This window comes from Flavobacterium sp. (assembly GCF_050696275.1).
In the GTDB taxonomy this organism is placed as follows: Bacteria; Bacteroidota; Bacteroidia; order Flavobacteriales; family Flavobacteriaceae; genus Flavobacterium.
In genome coordinates, this window is the sequence record NZ_JBOGUT010000007.1 from 23,815 (window position 1) to 43,861 (window position 20,047).

A 20,047-nucleotide genomic window follows, 5' to 3' on the forward strand; every position below is an offset into this window, starting at 1 on the left:
AAAATGTTTTAATCTACTTCTTTTTGGGTACAAGGACAGTTACTTGCTTTCTGTAAGAAGTCAAGACCGATAGTAACCATGTGAGTCCCTGAATTGTAATTTGCGATTTCATTAAGCGTTAACTGGTAAGAGTACCCTACATAAAATCCTCCTTTTTTAATTCCAACCATTGGCCCTAAAGTAAGAGGTTTCAAAGGCTGGTCATTTAAGAAACGGTAAGTAGCTCCCATCCAGAAATATCCTGTTCTCTGATTATCATAGTATCTTATTTTTGCATTTAAGTCGGTACTGGAACGTCCGTCACTCTGGAAAAACTGAAAATACGCTGACGGTTCGATCTCTACGCGGCTGTCACGATTACTCTTGTACGTATATCCGGTAAAGATTTGGTAGTTTCTAAGCAGATTAGGTTCCGCCATATAAAACTTCTTTGTGTCCTTGTTTAAGATATTACTGGCATTGATACTAAAGAAAAATGCTTTTCTTCGGTATAAAAGACCCACGTCAAAGTTATTATTTGACGTGAATCGATCATTTGTAATACTTGGATCAACAATATTGAAGTTTTCCGTATCGATTTTAAAATTGTTTATATTAAAAGAGATACCAAAAGACAAATATTGCCTGGAATAATAATCTAAAATAATATGGTGTGCAAAAGATAATTTAGCTCCTGTTTGTCTTGTAAATCCATTTTTATCATTGTAAAATGAAAGTCCGACACCAGATTGGTCCGCAATCCTGAAATCAGCGTATAACGCTTGATTTCTTGGCGAATCCTTAATCCCAATCCATTGCGCAAAACCATTGGCTCTAATTCTGAAGTTATCGCCAATACCTGCAAAAGTAGGTGATATAACAAACGGGTTGTCTGCTAAGTACTGGGTCGCAACAGGAACATTTAACTCTTGTGCAAAATTCTTCGTAAACGATAACAAAAGTACCGCAATAAGGATTTTACCGTTATTCACTATTCTATTTGGGGAAGAAATCATACTCTTTAAATTAAATTATCTATACAATGTGAAATGACCCACATACTCTTTATCATTGTTACCATCAACCTTAACAACATACCAGTAATCTCCTGAAGGCAATTCTTTACCTTCATATTTACCATCCCAGAAGTAGCCTTCTTTCAATTCTGCTACTTTTCTTCCGTATCTGTCATAAATGTCAGTCGTCAGGTTTTTGTAGTTTGAAGTATTTGTAGGTCCCCAAACATCATTTCCACCGTTTCCGTTAGGAGTAAATACGTTTGGAATGAAAATTGGAATGAATTCGAACGGTTGTGTTAAAGTCACACTACAACCACTGTTGTCAGTAACGGTAACGGTATAATTTCCTGTTGATTCATATACGAAAGTATTATCAGTTCCATTGTTGAAGCCATTAAATGTATACGTATATCCTCCAGAACCACCAGTTGCTGTTGCAACTATCTCATTAAGTCCTCCTTGAGACAATACTAACGTTAACGGATCAACATCAGAAGCAGTAATTGTAAACTGCTGTGTTGCTTTATCACAACCTGTTGGATGGAAAACATAAATAATATGGTTACCAGGTGTCAACAAGCTTGGGTTTGCAGCAGAAGTAAATACATTACTTGCTTGAGCTACATTTACATCATTTACATCAAGTGAGAACATAAAATCTGATAAAGGATTAAATGCATTTGATGGTGGATTACTCAAGTTGTATACTACAACGTTCACTGCTGGTGCGTTATCAACACAAGGGAAAGTAACTTCAGCATGTGGATCATATAAAACACCACTGCCAATTACTTGTTGCTGGTCTGATTTACAACCATTAGCATCGGTAATCACAGTTGTATAAACTCCTCCGTTTAAGTCAGTAAATGTGTGCGCGGTTACTCCTGAAGCCAATGCAATTACTGGTCCTGCAACTGGCGTCGTAGTGCCAGGATATATAACGTTATAAGAAATCGTATATGGAGGTGTTCCACCACCTATATTACTAACTGTAAGTGAACCGTTATTGTCTTCAGCACAATCTTCATCAATATGAGCTGTTATTGCTGAGGTTAAGATAGGAGGTTGAATAATACCAACGTTATTAAACTGAATGAAACATCCGTTTTGATCCTGAACAATCACAGTATAACTACCTGCTGTTAGATTTGGAATATTAAATCCACCTACAGCATAAGGGTTAGCAATCGTAATAAATTGATCCAAATTAGGTGAAATTGCATATTGGATTGTACCTGTTCCTCCAGCTATAACCAAGTTAACTCCTCCGTCGTTTCCTCCATTACATTTCACCGGTATTGATGTTGGTGTTACGCTTAATGGAGTTGGCTCAGTAATGCTTATTACTGCAGGAGTTGTGAAAACACAATCTCCACTGTTCACTCTGATTAAATAGTTACCTGCTGGCAGATTTATGAAATTACCAGGTGTTACTTGCGTTGCACCCGCTACAGGATTTCCAGCACCATCAAGTAAAGTAAAGATATAATTACCTAATCCTCCTTGAGCTGTAACTGAAATAGATCCTGTATTACTACCTCCGCAAAGGATATCCGTTTCAGTAACAAGTGTAATATTTAGCGGTGTTAACGGATCGATTTGAACATCGTTAGAAATAGCGCTTAAACATCCGTTTGCATCTTTAACATAATAATGATATACACCCGTCGTGCCTGCTGGTAAATTAATGTTCACTGACGGATTGAATGTTGCAACACTATACGTAACATTATCCGCACTATAAGTGTAAGGAGCAGTTCCTCCAGAAGCTGTTAGAGTTAAAACAGTATCTCCAGTACATGTAGGAGTTGCAGAGACAGATAATGTAGCTCCTACGATCACCGGTTGGTTAATTACCACATTAGCTGAAGTAAAACTACAATTGAAACCATCATTAATAGTTACACTGTATGTTCCTGCTCCTAATCCGTTAATCGTTAATCCTCCAACAGGAATAATATTAGGTCCTGAAGTAGTTGGTGGGTTGGTAGTATTCAAAAGGTAAGTATAATTACTTCCCTGACCTCCAGTAGGATAAGAAATTGTAATTGAGCCAGTGTAATCACCAAAACATGCAATTGGAGTTGCTCCTGCCGCTACTACTACGCCAATTGGTGCCGGAATTGACAATACTACATTTCCTGATACCACACATCCTTTAACATCTCTAACATTAACAACATAATTACCTGGTGTCAAATTGTTGAATACATTAACCGTTGAATAAGCCACATTTACCGGTCCAACTAATTGGTACTCATATGGTCCACCCCAACCGTTGCTTCCTAACGCTGTGATACTTCCATCATTATTTCCTGCGATACACGTGATAGGTGTATTTGTTAATGCCAAGGCCAAGGCCGCTGAAGGTTCGTCAATGGTAAAATTGTTCGTAACCGGACATTGAGGATTGTTTGTCAATATTAGTGTTGCCGTATAAACGCCAGCAGTCAATCCGCTTATCAATGTTGGTCCAGCTGTCGCACTATTTCCAGTGATACTAGTAGAGGTAGTATTGTTCGTAACAGTATAACTAAATGGCCCTGCATCGTCAGTTGGAGTCAAATCGTTATCGACAATAGTTAAAGTAACACTTCCTTCATTACCGCCAACACATGTTACACTAGTAATCGGTGCTACCGTCAATCCAAACGTATTTGGATCAAATACATAATGAATCGTTTCTACACTACAATTTGTAGTAGTATTAGTAACTGTAATCGAATAATCTCCGATAGGTAAACCAGTAAATACTCCTGTGCTATTTGTTTGTGTAAATCCTGCTGGTATCGAGTTAATGGTATAACTCAATACTGCTGTTCCTCCTGTTGTTGTAACACTTACCGTAATATCTTCTGGTGAAGTACAAGTAATTGGGCTTGTTACATTAACGGTTGGGTTAGAAATAGAAACGAAAGGATTGATAACCGCAGTTGTAGATCCAACGCATCCATTATTATCATATACATTGATGGTATAAGTACCTCCTGTTAAGTTAGTAACCGTGTAAACGTTACTAGCTCCGGATTGAACTGTTGCACCACCTAAAATAAATTCATAGTTAGTGTATGTTCCTGAACCGCCTGTAACTCCTGAAACTGTAATAGTTGCAAAATTAGTGGCATTAGTTCCGGAAGAACAACCGAACTGTGTAACAGTAGCAGCTGGAACAGACACAACTGCTGGCTGGATAACATTTACAATGGCTGTTGCAGAACATCCTCTTCCAGAATTGACCTGAACAGTGTAAGATCCTGTAGGCAATCCAGAGAAAACATTCGATGACTGAGCTCCAACATTTACAGGTCCGCTAATTTGGTAAGTATATGTCGGATTATTATTTCCTGCTAATAAAGTTGCAGTAATTGTTCCGTCACTTCCACCAAAACAAGTAACTGGCGTTGTACTAGTGCTAAATGTTACCGGTGTAGCTGCATCAAGAGTTACAGTTACATCTTTGGTACAATTTGTCGTAACATCCGTAACTGTAATAGTATATGTTGCTGAAGGAAGATTACTAAATACATTTCCCAGCAACGTTCCTACATTAGGGTTGATAGCATAAGAATAGTTTCCTGAACCTCCGTTAGTTGCAACTGTAATTTGTCCGTCGTTATTAGCACAACTTGTCAGAGCCGTGATTGCCGGAGTAATTCCTAATGATTGGTAAATCACGATACTCGGCGCAGTAGCAGTACATCCATTACCATCTTTAATAGTTACTGTGTAAGTTCCAGAAGCACTCACAACAAATATTGGACTTGATTGGAACACTCCACCAATAGAATACGTTAATGGTGCAATTCCAGTGCCTGTAGCTGTAAAAGTGAAACTAGTTCCTGCAGAAGTACATTGATCTGCTGCAAAAGGCGGAAGTGTTATCGTTGGCATTGGGTCAGTTGCAATTGTCACATCAATAAAGGTGAAACATCCATTTGCATCTTTAACATATACGTCCCATTGTGTATTAGTTCCTGGATTTAATACAGCAGAATTTGAAGCTGTATAATCCGTCAGAACAGGTAATGCTCCATCCTGAACAAAAGCATAAGTATATGCAGGTGTTCCTCCTGAACCTATTACAGAAACCTGAGCTCCTGTATTACAGTTTGCATTGATGTTTGAAACAATAGCCAATGCCACTGTACTTGGAGAACTAACACTTACCACATTAGATGTTTTAACACATAAAGAACTTCCTAATTGCGTTTCAGTCACTTCAACTGTGTAATCTCCAGCGGCTAAACCTGCAATTGCAAGTGGATTTACTGCTGTATTTCCAACACCTGAAAGAACAGGATTACTAGCACTATCGTAAACAATATAAGAATATGAACCAGCATAACCTGTAACGTTAACGCTAATCGCTCCATCACTGCTACCAAAACAGCTAACTGCTGTTGTAGTTGTTGCAACCACATCAATGGTATTGAATGGTGCAACTGTATATGCAACTGTTGCTATATAACATCCAGTTGTTGTATCATTTACCTGGAAGAAATAAGTTCCTGGTGCTGATAAAATAAATACGTTAGAAACTTGAGGAGCACCGGCAGGCAATTGCTGGAAGGTAAAAGTACCTGATCCTCCCACAACGTCGATATGAACCTGTTCCGGATTAATACAAGTAATCGGTATATCCTTAACAACTGTTGCTGAAACAAATGCCGGTAATGGGTTTACAACCACTACTTCGGTATCAATACAGCCATTAGCATCCTGAACATATACTGTTATGTTTTGAACCGCTCCTGTATCTGTTACATTGAAAGTATTTGAAGTAAGGTAATTCACACCATCAATACTGTAAGTGTACGTCGGAGTTCCTCCTGCACCGTTTACTGTAATAACAGAAACATTCACTGAATTATCTCCTGCACAAGTAAATGGCGATGCATTACCTGAAGCAAATACTGCTGTAGGTGTCGTAATGATAACATTGTTATCTGTCATTGTACATCCTCTTCCAGAAGTTACAACAATAGTATACATCCCTGCTGGCAATCCTGTAAATACATTAGAAGATTGAGGCCCAGTGGCAAAACCAGCTGGTGCAGTAATTTGATATGTATAAGATGGATTGTTATTTCCAGCCGATAAATTAACAGTTATTGTTCCATTAGAATCACCTAAACAGCTTACTGGTTGTGTTACAGTAGTAAATGTAACGGCAGTTGGCGCAACAAGGCTGAATAGAATTTCAGTAATACATCCTGTAGTAGTATCTCTAACTCTAATGATGTAATTTCCTGCTGGCTGACCTGCAAAAATATTACTTGCTTGTGGGCCTGTAATTACCACTGAAGCACTTGTTAATAAAGTATAAGCATAATTTCCAGAACCTCCTGTAGCAGTTACGGTGATTGTTCCGTCACTGTTTAAACAAGTTGGTTGCGTCGTAAATGCCGCAGATACGGTCATTGGCGCCAAAATAGTAACATTTACTAAATTTCCACAACCATTAAAATCTTTAACCTGAACTGTATGTGGTCCTGATGACAACCCTGAAATTGTATAAAGGAAAGTCTGTGCAACGTAAGCTCCACCATCAACACTAACCGTATATGGCCCAACTCCTGGTGTAATCAAGGTCACATTGATCTCAAAGCTTCCTTCAGCCACACACGCATCATCAACAACTGCAGCAATAACTGGAGTTGGATCTAATCCTATAACAACAGTAACTGTTTTAATACAGCCATTCGCATCTTTTACATACACATCATAGGTTCCTGATTCTGCATTGAAAGTACTAGATGCAATCCATCCAGCTGATGCAGCTGTAGGTGCAGGGCTACCTGATGCTAAGAATTGATAAGTATATGGAGCCGTTCCACCGCTAGCTACAGCTGTAATCTGACCAGCATTTACATTACAATTGTCATTTTTAGTCGCTGAAGCTGTTAATGTTAACATCGTAGCTGATTCAGTAATTGTAAAACTAGCAGATGTAATTCCGCAACCTGCTGTTGTACCTCCGTTTTCCGTAAGTTGAATTGTATACGTTCCAGGGGCCAATGGTCCTAAATTAGAAACCGTTTGTGGCGCTACAACTCCAGGAGGTACGATAGGTGTAGTTCCTGAAATACCTGTTGGTAAATTATTTGACGCATTGGTAATAATATAAGATACCGATGTCGTTGTTGAATTATAATTATTGAACGTAAATGAAACCGAACCATCTGCACTACCAATACATGTTACATTATTAACCGTAGTAATACTATTGGTTAATGTTGAATTCGTTGGAATTGGCACGGTTGATTGTTCAAAATAATAACATCCTGTAGTTGTATCCTGAACCACAAAAGTATACACCGCACCAGGTGTCAAACCTGTAAATGTAGACTGTAAAGGGAAGCCTGCATCCGCGGCTTGGAATATCGCTGCATATGGTGGGATTGGAGAAGTTAAAATTCCAAACACATAAGGTCCTCCTGCTATAGCTGGCACAACAGTAACAACCGCTTGACCTCCCAATGCACATGAAACAATTGAAGGAGATATAACAAATGTCAAATCATTAGGTGGAGAAGAAAGTACAAGGTTTGATTTAACCAATGTACATCCATTCGCATCAACCACACTTAAATCATAAAGACCAAAGTCTAAACCAATAAAACAGTGATTAACCGGTAATGCTGTAACAAACACTTGTGCTGGGCTACCTCCTGTTAAATCTGTTAATGTATAAGTAAATGGTCCTGTTCCTCCTGTAAGTGTATCGACACAAATAGATCCAGGAGCTGTTCCTCCTGCTGCACAGGTAATCGGATTAACAACAGCGTTGAAAGCAATTTGATTTGGTTGACCGATAACTATTACTTCAGTATCAGTACACGATTTAGCATCTGTAATTGTTATTGTATAATTACCTGCTGGTAATCCGGATGTTTGTGTACCATAATTTGTTGAAGTCGTGTTATTAAATACATTAATAACATACGGTGCTGTTCCAACGGCTGTATTTATAACAATATTAATTGCTGCCGTGCTCTCACCGAAACATAATATTTGTTGGGTTTGAGTAACTGAAGTAATTTGTGGTAAAGAAAGAGGGTTAATAGTAACCGCTCCAGCTTGAACTATACAACCTCTGGTATCTGTTACCTGGAATTGATATGTTCCCGCTACTGCTGCTGAGTAAGTAAACGTAGATCCAACAACAGCAACCGCTGCTCCAAATCCACCTCCGTTGATATTCACCTGATAAGTATAACCAGGGTAACCTCCGGCAATAGTTCCTGTAATCACCGCATTTGGTGAAGCAGTACAGTCTAAGTCTTTGGTTAAAACAGTATTTAAAGTAAGTTGTGCGTTGATCGTCTGAACCGGTAAAGTAACCGTACATCCGAAGGAATCTCTCACAATAATAGTATAATTTCCAGGAGTTAACGGACCGAATGAATTACTTGCCTGGAAAGCACCTCCATTAATGTTATAAGTATACGGAGCAACACCTCCAGAAGCACTTACAACTAAGGTAGCACCATTGGTACCATCATAACAGAAATCAGAAGCAACTAAATTAATCGAAGCTGTAGGAGGAGTAGGGCTTACCATAGTAAATGGTGTAGCAACAGAACATCCGCCTGAATCTGTAGTTGTGATAGTATAATTCCCCGCAACTAAATTAGAAAACGTATTTCCTGATTGTGTTACACCTGCTGATGGTGCAATTACATAAGTGTAACCTCCCCAACCGCCTGTCGCATTAACAACAGCCTGACCGTTTGTAGTACACGTAATAGGACTTGTAGTCACAGGAGCTGCCAATGCTGTTGCAGGTCCTAATATTGTTACCGTAGCTGTAGCGGTACAATTAGTTGCTGTATTAGTAACAACAATTGTATAACTACCTGCCGGTTGATTTGTTAAATTGATTGGTGATGCTCCTGCTAATGATGGACCACCATTTATTGTATAAGTAAATCCTGTTGATCCAGACACTACAAATCGAATAGATCCGGTAGAAGTTCCAAAACAACGAACATTAGCAATTACACTTCCGGTAACGCTTAAAGCTGGTAGTGGATTTATTGTATAATTCTCCTGATAGGTACAGTTTTTAGAATCTCTAACTAAGAAAGTATAAGTCCCAGGGGCTAAATTATTAAACACATTAGAAGCCTGTGGACCAGTTACTGAACCTGCAGGAGCTGTAATCTGATAAGTATAAGCAGGGTTTGATCCTGTTACGGTCAACGTTACATTCGACGTATTGGCAGGACAGCTTAAAGCTGTACCAACAAAACTCAAATCTGTTGGTGGGTTTAAAGGAGCAACCGTTACAGGAGCACAAACAAATGTACATCCGTTTGCATCTTTGATCGTAATAGTATAAGTTCCAGGCGCTATGATGGTAAATGTATTACCTGCCACAAATGTTACACCATTGATACTGTAAGTATAACCCGGCGTTCCTCCTGAAACGCTTCCAACTGTAATAACTCCACTTGTAGTACATGTATATTGTGTCGTTAATGTAGCTGTACCAGTGATTGGAGTAGGTTGCGTAATAACTACATTTCCACTAAATATACAACTTTTGCTATCTCTAACTTGGAAAGGATATGAACCAGCCGGTAAACCGCTATAAGTTGTTGTTGCAGTAAATGGACTTCCGTTAAAACTAATAACATATGGCGCTGTTCCTAAACTTGGTGTAATTATAACACTTCCGTTGCTTAGTCCATTACATGTAACATTCGTTATTGTTGTAGTTGCTGTAGGCAAAGAAAGAGGGTTAATAGTAACCGCTCCAGCCTGAACTATACATCCTCTGGTATCTGTTACCTGGAATTGATATGTTCCCGCTGCTGCTGAGTAAGTAAACGTAGATCCTACAACAGCAATGGTTGCTCCAAATCCACTTCCATTTACATTAACCTGATAAGTATAACCTGGATATCCTCCTCCGATTGTTCCTGTTATTACCGCATTTGGTGAAGCAGTACAATCCAAATCCTTGGTTAAAACTGTACCTAAAGTAAGTTGAGGATTAATCGTTTGTGTAAAGGCCGCTGCATTCGTACATCCATAAGCATCGGTAACGACAATAGTATACGTTCCCGGTATTAAATTGGCAAATGTATTACTTGGCTGATTAGGGCCTCCATTGATTGAATATTGATATGGTCCCACACCACCTGCTGCAGTAACCACTAAAGTTGCTCCATTGGTAGTATCATAACAAAAATCAGATGTTCCTGATAATGTTAGGGTAGGTCTTGTTGGTGCCACTATCGAAATGGTTGTTGTGCTGGAAATACATAAGTTAACATCTCTCACGACAACAATATAGTTTCCTGGTGCAATGTTATTAAATATCGGACTTGCCTGATATGCTACGATAACTGTTCCCCCAGAATTTGTCAATTGATATTGATATGCCGGAGTTCCACCAGTTGCTGAAGCCGTAATAGTAGCATTAGTCAAACAAGTTACTGTTGTAGCTGTTGCTGAAGCGCTCATCGCAGTTGGTGTGATAATTGCCTGTGGCAAGTTAAAACTACATGCAGAATTCGTTGGAGTAGCATCAAATCGTACTAAGACAAAACCTGGATAACCTACCGGAACAGGAATTGTTACTGGAGATGTAAAATAAGTATTCCAAGTTGCTCCATTATTCATAGAAGCCTGGAATCCATTTACAGCATTGAAATTTTGAGCAGCAATTGTAATTGTTGCGTCATTCAATCCTGCACAGCTCACGTCTTTATGCCCTGTCACTTGAGCTGTAAAAGCTTGATTGCAAGGAATGTTTATTGGGAAGTTTCTAGTTGATAAACAAGCTACTGGCAATTGGAAAACATTAATATCGTCAATCACTACATCGTTACCACTTGTAACCGCAATGTTCGATCTTATTACAAAACTTAAATTAGTATTGGCTCCCGGATTCAGGGTCAAATTATAATTTATCCATGCATTCGATTTAGGAATATCTCCAGTGTTAGTCGTGGCAATAATTGTTTGCGTTGGCAATCCTAAATTTTTTACCAATTGAATTGTCAAATTTGGAGGGCTTTGTGTATTAGAAGGGTCTATCTTCAATAAATTAGCCGCCCAAAGAGAAACTTTAATATCTTGATTTGGAATAATGTCAACAATTGGCTTGCTATATAAAATTCCGCCAACGCCTGCAACTCCTCCAATATTAATAGCTAAGAATCTTGCATTTGGATTCGCTCCATTTGTCGTATGATCCAGGAATGGATACCAAGCGCCATAAGGGAATAATATCTTTTTAGTCACACTATAATCTCCATCCTCAATCGCCGGTCCGGTTTTACACCAAGTAGCAGCATTGTTGATTTGTCTTTCAAAACAATAAGCAGGGTTAATACCCGGAGAAGTAGTATCGTTTCCATTTCCAAAATCTTCAAACAATAAGTTGCTGAATGTTGGTGGTGAAACTAAAGTGTAATTTACTGTAACTACTGAATTTCCGCAAGGTACATTAGTAAACACGTTCGATGTCGGATCGTGTGCTGGAACTAATGGTGGATTGATGGAATACGTATAAGTATAACTGCTTGTACCATTATTTACTGTTACCGTACTGGTTGCTGTTCCGTTACAATTAAATGTTGGAGCGCCAACTGAAATTGTTGGATCTGCCGGAATAGGATCTAAAGTCACTGTCATCGCGAATACGCACATATTCGCATCTCTTACATAGATAGTATAGGTTCCAGGAGGTAGATTTGCCTGGTTAGAATTTTGGTAACCAGCACCAAAGTTATATTGGTAAGGGTTTGGTCCAGGGAATGGTGTTCCTCCCTGAACATTTGTAATCCTAACAATCCCGTTCCCTCCATTAGATGCACATGCTACAGCTGCTACTCCGCCTGAAGCAGTCAAGGCAGTTGTTGGCTCAGTGATAGTAATAGTTTGTGGATTTGTAACACAGGTTTGTCCGGAAAGAGTGTATTGTACTACTGCTGTGTATGTTCCTGCAGCTAGGTTCGTGAAATTTGGATTGGTTGTAAACGGTGCGCCACCTGTAATACTATATCCAAGAGTATAACCATTTGGATTGGTAACATTAAAATTAATGGCTCCAGTTGTACTTCCGTAACATAAAATATTAGTCTGATTTACTGTAAATACCGGTGGAGGATTATTTGCAACAGTAATAGAAGTATTGGCAGTACAGTTATTAGCATCAACAACTTGGATATTATAAACACCTGGTGTTGAAACAGTATATTGAGGCGTTGCCTGAAAGACCGTTGTACTGTTTATAAAGAACAGATAAGGAGCAGTTCCGCCAACCGGATAAATTGTTATCTCACCATCGGTACAGGTTAATGGCTTTGTTAAAGCAGCAGTAACGGTTAACACCGGAGGGTTATTGATTGTAAAATTACCTGTTCCAATACATCCGTCCTGAGTTGTTACCGTATAGGTATAGTTTCCAGGATTAAGATTTGGGAAAGTATAATTACTTGCTGCAATAGGTCCAACACTGTTTATCACTGTGGCCCCTTGAGATATAGTAAAAGTATACTGAGGATTTCCATCATTTGCAACTAAATTTATGCTTCCTCTTTCACCAAAACACAAAGGTTGCGTTACCGTAAAAGTTACTGTATAATTTCTTGCACGTATTGGAATGTTCGGTACTGTAAAAACACATCCTCCAACAACACCAATCTGTCTAATGTAAACCGTATAAACCCCTGCAGTAGCAATAGTAAATATATTTGATGCCTGCCATGGGCCGGTCGGGCTTAAGCTATATTCGTATCCTGCAGGAACATTATTAACAGTAATCTGTCCTTGAGTCGTACAAATAATATCTCTAGGAACAACTGTCGGATTTAATAGATTTTGGTAAACATTAAAGTAGAAAATACGCTGACAACCTCCCTGAAAATTAATCACGATTCTGTATTGGCCCGCTGTTGTTACAGTATAATTAGATCCTGTTCCAACCTGAGTCCATGTACATGCTGTATTTTCATTAGCACAGTTTGGATTGACAACAGCTGCACAGCTAGCTGTATTTAACTGTTCCCATGAAATTGAAATCGCATCGGCAATATTTGTCTGGATTAATTGTGAATCACCTACACCACATAAAAATAGGTTTGGCAATTCTTTTCCATCATTAGGACAAATAACAATTTGATCAGCATAAGGAAGAACGGGGTTTGTTACCGCTGCACCATAAGTGATCACATTTATTGTCTCTGTAATTGGTAAACAATTGGCAATCGTAGTATGAACAACATATGTTCCCGGTTGTGTTATTACTACTGATTGATTATTTGTTCCTGCAACCGGGGTAATTGGTCCGGGTCCAGTCCAAGTATAAGATTGATATCCGTTTGCAGCAGTTAAAGTTATGTTTGTACCGCACAATACTTCGCTTCTTACAAAGCTACAATCTTCTAAACCAACAAGAAAGTTTGTAGACCCAGGTGTCCCAAGACCACAAACTCCAAAATCAGCTATACTACCTTCATCAGAAAATACATTTGTATTGTCCGTTCCTGTATAAGTAGCAAATGCCTGATTCTTGATAAGATTTGAACAGGCATCCGCCAATTCCAGACAAGTGGTTACCACCTGCACTTTAATTTTTATCTGATAATGCTGATGATCTACTGCTGGTGGCGCATCATTTGGTATGGTAAATACCAGCGTTCTCGTAATTGGATCATAGGTATGTGTCGTTCCAGCCGGAGCTTGCGACATATCTAAATCGGCAGGATAGTTAAATGTTATATTAAGAGGCAGAACGTCTTTTATGGTAAAAGATGTTGCCGGGTCGTTTCCAACATTTTCAAAACCGATTATATAATTTAATTGCTGTCCTAAATTTACCGGAGTCCCTCCGATTGGAGTTCCAATAGCATCTTGTACATCTTTGGTCAGTAAAATCTCAGGAGCAATAATATCTACCGCAAAAGCAGTAAAATAATAAAAATAAGCATCTCCGTTTGTACCTAACGTAATATTGGCCGAGATAGCATTATTGGGTATTACCTGTCCGCCGGGGAATGGGATCGAGGGGGGGTTGTTTACACTATAAATTCCTGCATCAAACCCAAGGGTATTGCTACTGTTGGGAGTCCTGTTTGTAAAATATCCACCGGTATCAGTAATTGTACTGTTGAAAAAATTATTTGTTGGGCGTTCTGCAGTAGATTGATTGAATCCATTTATTCTTAAGTAATCTCCTGTAATAGCCTCGTCTCCTTCCAGGGAGCTCATTGCAAATTTTGCTTTTACCAGTCCTGACGGAATCGTTCTGAAATTATTAATTGCTATATCAAGTGTAGTAGTACCCCCAATAGCACTAAATCCATCATACGTAATAATTGATTTACTGGTAAGTGTTGGATCTTCGTAGACAATTATCAAACTCCATCCTGCACATAGACCAATTCCTCCTAACAACCCTTGACTTGATGTTACATTAGCAACAGTATAAGTACCCACCGGATTTGCTAATGGCGCTATTAGACTTGTAACGTCAGCATAACAGGCGTACGGTTTAGCTGCATCACTCGAAAAAGGTGTAGTGTCCGAATCATAAACTATCTGACCGGTAATATCATTATATCCGCCGGTAGGCAATTTAAACTTTACTTTATTAATATCCGTTCGTGTCGATGACTGAAGAATGGCTCCCCAATAAAGACCCGCATAAATAATTTTGTAGCAATTCTGATTGGGTCCTGCAGGTCTAGGACTTACTAAGTTTGCACTACTTGAGTTAAAAGTTGCCGGATCAGAATCAATATCGATATAATTCATAGTAAATGATGAATTATACTCCGCTCCGGAAATATCATTTCCACTATACGGATCGTTAGGATCCTTAGTAGCTGTATCTCTATTTAAAATATTGTTCCCTATAAGCAACATATCCCCTCTGACATCTTGGTCAAATCGAGGAGTAAACGCCTTGTGATTTTGAGAGTATGAGATAATGCTTGATAAAAACATTACAGCAACTAAGGCCTTTTTAATGAACGTAATTTTTCTCATAGTAGTAGCATATTTAAACAATCTCCATTCCTGAAAATGCTTGTGAAATTGAATTTAGTAGTAATTGATTGGGGCAATTTTTCCATTTTTTCAATAATAATTATCCGTCAAACAACAGGTTTGAATTTACTTCGGCTCTGTTATATTTTTTAATTCTTTAAACCGTATAAAACTTAAACCTTTTTCATTGGCTTTGATTTTTTAATGGGGACTAAAGTTATTTATATTTTTATTTCAATTAACATTTTTTTAGGATTTTTTTTCTCTCTAAAAAAATGTTAATCGTTTTTAATGTTATTCTACCTTCACAATTACCATTTTTCCGTTGTATGGCTTATTTCCTTTTAATTCGTTAGCTCTTGTGGCATCTTGGATATCACTGAATTTTTGATAATAAATATAATAAGTACTTGTACTCACATTATAAAAGAAATCAATATTCGTTTGTCCGGATTCTATTGCTTTTTTAATGAAAGCATCACGTTTTACTTCGTCTTTATGCGCTGCAACAACCAGATAGAATCCTTTATCGATGTTTTCGATGTTTTTAACAATCTGCATATTAGACAAATCTTCCTCACCAAAATCAAAATCTTCCGGTTTATAAACCTTACTGTTTGGAGTCGTTGCTAATTTAATTTGTTTTAACGTTTCTCTGTCTTTTAGGTATTTAGTTTGATTATTATCAAATTTAGCCTGTTTGATTCTACGTTTTTTCTCTATATCCGTTTCCGTTTTAATTCTTTCCAGTTTTGCTAATAAATCTGCATTTCTCTTATCAGTAGCGATTTTTTCAGCTTTTAACTGGTTGATTGTTTTAAGGTAATTCTGATTAACTATATCATTCTTATTCGGTACTTTTATAATTCTTTCTTTATAAAGTTTTTCGTACTCGCTAATAAAATTATTAGTGTTTTTATTGTTTTCTTCAATTTCAGCTTTTAATACCTCAAGTGCTCTGTTTGCTGCTGATGTACTTTGGTACTCTTTAACCTCAGAAACAATTCCCTGCTCAGACAAATCATTCACTCTTCTTAATTCTAAAAGCTCATTTTCTTTAGATTTAGCGATAGAGTCAAGTCTAGCCAATGATTCGCTTTGGTTTTTCTTGGAATCATCAATTACTTGGCTTAAGTAGTCTAATTGTTTATCTTCTGCGGTTTTATTAGCGTCCAGTTTCGCTTTGGCTTCCGCTTCCAGACGTAATTTCTCTGCTTCAGCATCCGCCTTGGCTTTGGCTTCTGCATCAGCTTTCGCTTTCGCATCTGCTGCTTCTTTTGCTAAACGTGCTTTTTCAGCATCAGCTTGTGATTTAGCTTCTGCGTCGGCTTTGACTTTCGCATCTGCTGCTTCTTTCGCAAGACGTAAACGTTCTGCTTCGGCGTCAGCTTTAGCTTTTGCATCAGCATCAGCTTTGGCTTTCGCATCTGCTGCTTCTTTCGCTAAACGTGCTTTTTCAGCATCAGCTTGTGATTTAGCTTCTGCGTCGGCTTTGACTTTCGCATCTGCTGCTTCTTTCGCAAGACGTAAACGTTCTGCTTCGGCGTCAGCTTTAGCTTTTGCATCAGCGTCGGCTTTTGCTTTCGCATCTGCTGCTTCTTTCGCTAAGCGTAAACGTTCTGCATCAGCTTTGGCTTTCGCATCAGCATCAGACTTGGTTTTTGCGTCTGCAGCTTCTTTTGCAAGACGTAAACGTTCTGCTTCGGCGTCAGCTTTAGCTTTTGCGTCAGCATCGGCTTTCACTTTGGCATCAGCGTCTGCTTTTGCTTTCGCATCTGCTGCTTCTTTCGCTAAGCGTAAACGTTCTGCATCAGCTTTGACTTTCGCATCAGCATCAGACTTGGTTTTTGCGTCTGCAGCTTCTTTTGCAAGACGTAAACGTTCTGCTTCGGCGTCCGCTTTAGCTTTGGCATCTGCATCAGCTTTGGCTTTCGCATCTGCGGCTACTTTTGCTCTCGCGTCAGCCGCTTCTTTCGCTAAGCGTAAACGTTCTGCATCAGCTTTGGCTTTCGCATCAGCATCAGACTTAGTTTTTGCGTCTGCAGCTTCTTTTGCAAGACGTAAACGTTCTGCTTCTGCATCCGCTTTAGCTTTGGCATCTGCATCAGCTTTGGCTTTCGCATCTGCGGCTACTTTTGCTCTCGCGTCAGCCGCTTCTTTTATGAGTCGCAGACGTTCTGCTTCCGCTTGTGCTTTGGCATCTGCATCCGCTTTTAACTTATCGGCTTTGGCTTTGGCCGCTGCATCTAATTTTGCTTTGGCATCAGCCGCTTCTTTTTCCCTGCGCAAACGCTCGGCTTCAGCAATAGCTTTGGCTTTATCTTGTTCTGCTTTTATTCTTGCTTCTGCTTCTGCTTTTGCTCTGGCTTCAGCTGCTTCTCTTCCTTGGATAGCTAATAGTTTTTCCGCTTCAGCTTTAGCTCTTGCATCTGCCTCTGCTTTAGCTCTTGCATCTGCCAAATCTTTTTCTTTACGAAGACGTTCTTCCTCTAATCTAGCTCTTTCCTGTTCTGCTTTAAGCGCTAATTGTTCATCACGCTCTTTTTTAAGTTCAGCAGGTGTTTTTTTCTTTATGGCAACTTTTTTCTCCGCTGCTCCAGGATTTGTTTTTTTACTTGCTTTTACGATTGGTTTGTAATCTTCATAGTCACCATAGCCTTTTATTTTATAAGCAAGGACAATTTCATGAGAAATTCCAAAATTTGAGAAATTCCCCATTCCCTTTTCAACAGTATATCCTATTGATATTTTTTTTGCAATAATAAGTCCTAATCCTCCTGAAACGCCATAAAGGCTGTTATAACCAGCCTGAACCCAGCCTCCTCTAGGAGCATTAAACAATACTGATCCGGAGAGAATGGTTTTGTCTTTTGCCATTTCACCTTTAATCATTGTCGAAAATTTAGCGTTTTCAAAAAAACCTGAGTTATACATATAACCCGTGTACATGATATGACCGGCGACACTTTTTGCAGGATCTTCTGAGACTAATCCCGAATCGCTAAAATTGTAAGTGAAGATATTATTTGCAGATAATCCGAAATCCATAACAGCAGTACTGTAATTGATTCCCGGATTGATGGTTACAAGAGAGTTTTTAGGAATGTTTTGAAGTGAAGGATCAGTAAGATCATTTGTAATGATATCTCCTGTGTTTAGGCCACTGTTCAGATACGCAAGATTTAATCCGAAGGTAAAGTTATTATCGTTTGACATGGCGATATTCCGGGCAAAATTACCGACTGCTCCGAAAGAAGTCAAAATACCGTAATTCCTTTTAAAAATACCAAAAGCAATACCATTGTCCTCTCGGAATTTTCCGGAATAACTTACAAAATAGGCTTTAGGAGCATTTTCAAATTCAGACCATTGCGTTTTATTATGAAGGTTGATGAATGATTCATCTTCTCTAACAAAACTAAACGTTGGATTTATTAAGAATTTATTAAACTTTAAAGAATTTTTTGCAGGTACATCAAATGAAACTACGCCATCTGTTTGTGCATAGTTCCTATCAATAAAACAACATAATAATAAAATACTTAGTAATCCTTTTTTCATACTACTTAACAATTGTTATAGACCCTTTTTTAACTTCACCGCCCTCTTTTGTTATGATATAATAGTATACCGGATTAACAGACTTGAACTCTAACGCACTTTCTGGCCAATTATTTTGATAATTTTTTGTTTTTAGTGCAATTTCTCCTAATGCATTGATTAACAATACTTCTGTGTTAGCAGAAATGTATTCTTGTGGTATAATCCAAAGATCATTAATACCATCTGCATTTGGACTTATTACGTTTGGAATGTTAACTGCATTTACCCCTTCTTTAAATTTAAAAAAGAGTTCTTTAGTAAGTGTGCAACCTGTTGTTTGTGTAACTGCTACTTTATAAGTTCCCGCAGTTGAAGTACTGAATGAACTGTTTGTTTCTCCTGGAATTGGAGTAGATCCAGAATACCATTGGAATGTCGGATTAGAGGCATTTGTTATAACTGTTACCGTTTTTGTTTCGCCAACCAGCATTATATTCTCCTGAGGTAATTCCAAAACATCTATCGAAGCATTAAAACTAGTTGTGCTTAACGTTATTGTATTTGAAGTCGAAGAGCAACTGCCTTGTCCAACCAATACATGATAAGCACCTGCTTGGCCTGTTATATAACTGTTTGATGTGGCGCCTGCAATCAGCACATTATCTTTAAACCATTGGTAAGAATAACCAGGAGCTGTGCTCAAAGTTGTTGGCGATGAAGGGCAAATTGTTGTACCTCCGCTGGATGTAATTGTAAAACTTGAACCTGCAGCGACAATATTTACCGTAACCTCTTGCGATTTTGTAACAGAACTTGGAGTAGAACATGTGCCATAATCAATTTCAACGTGATAAGCACCTGAAGTTGATATACTTATTGAAGTTCCAATTTCACCGGGAATTACTGTAGTTCCTTTGTACCATTTGTATTTAAGACTAGGAAATACAATTGGTGAAGGATCAGAAGGTGTTGGACTATCTATTGATAATGTGAAACTTCCTCCTGAACAGATACTTACTGTTTGTATTTTATTATTTATGTAGAAAGGTTTGTCAAACGCCTGAAAATAAGCAGAGAATGCTGATGTGCTTGAACCTGTAATTGCCGGAGAAGTACCTCTGACTCTTAATTTATAACCTGCACCTGCCGTTGTTGTTGGTACTTTAAAAACAAAGTTCCCCGGACTGGTTGCTAATTGCGAAGAAAGAATCGTTATAGGTGTTAAACTAACAAAAGATCCGTTTGCGTCAGACATTTCTAAAACGAAAGTATTACTCCCTGTAAAAGTAAAATTTACAGTATATGAGTTAAAGGTTGTACTTGCACAAATTTGAGTAAAGGCATAGGTAGGTGTGCCTATTTGTGAAAATATTTTTGTCTGTGGAAAAAAGACTAATAAAACTAACGAAAAAATACATTTATTTATGACCGTTCTAATTTTAACCTCCATAATCACTCAATTTATATTTATTACTTAAAACAGAAAATCTAATCGAATT

Annotated in this window: 4 protein-coding genes; all 4 read right to left on the reverse strand. The window is 38.3% G+C overall.

Features of this window, described 5'->3' with window-relative positions; all coding sequences use genetic code 11:
- Window positions 1–8 precede the first annotated feature (8 nt).
- Entirely contained in the window at window positions 9–995 is a 987-nt protein-coding gene (locus tag ACRDEC_RS05550; RefSeq protein ID WP_431497339.1) for a PorP/SprF family type IX secretion system membrane protein, read from the reverse strand.
- A gap of 15 nt (window positions 996–1,010) precedes the next feature.
- Complete coding sequence (locus ACRDEC_RS05555; RefSeq protein WP_431497340.1) at window positions 1,011–15,005, reverse strand: T9SS type B sorting domain-containing protein; 13,995 nt, start codon at window positions 15,003–15,005, stop codon at window positions 1,011–1,013.
- A gap of 294 nt (window positions 15,006–15,299) precedes the next feature.
- The gene (locus ACRDEC_RS05560; protein ID WP_431497341.1) at window positions 15,300–18,566 is read right to left on the reverse strand and encodes a PorP/SprF family type IX secretion system membrane protein; all 3,267 of its coding nucleotides are present in this window, start codon (window positions 18,564–18,566) and stop codon (window positions 15,300–15,302) included.
- 1 nt (window position 18,567) lies between these two features.
- Complete coding sequence (locus ACRDEC_RS05565; RefSeq protein WP_431497342.1) at window positions 18,568–19,998, reverse strand: gliding motility-associated C-terminal domain-containing protein; 1,431 nt, start codon at window positions 19,996–19,998, stop codon at window positions 18,568–18,570.
- Window positions 19,999–20,047 lie beyond the last annotated feature (49 nt).

Excerpts from the sequence above, each read along its gene's own strand:
- ACRDEC_RS05550 (WP_431497339.1), bottom strand. The coding sequence starts at position 995 with ATGATTTCTTCCCCAAATAGAATAGTGAATAACGGTAAAATCCTTATT.
- ACRDEC_RS05555 (WP_431497340.1), bottom strand. The coding sequence starts at position 15,005 with ATGAGAAAAATTACGTTCATTAAAAAGGCCTTAGTTGCTGTAATGTTT.
- ACRDEC_RS05560 (WP_431497341.1), bottom strand. The coding sequence starts at position 18,566 with ATGAAAAAAGGATTACTAAGTATTTTATTATTATGTTGTTTTATTGAT.
- ACRDEC_RS05565 (WP_431497342.1), bottom strand. The coding sequence starts at position 19,998 with ATGGAGGTTAAAATTAGAACGGTCATAAATAAATGTATTTTTTCGTTA.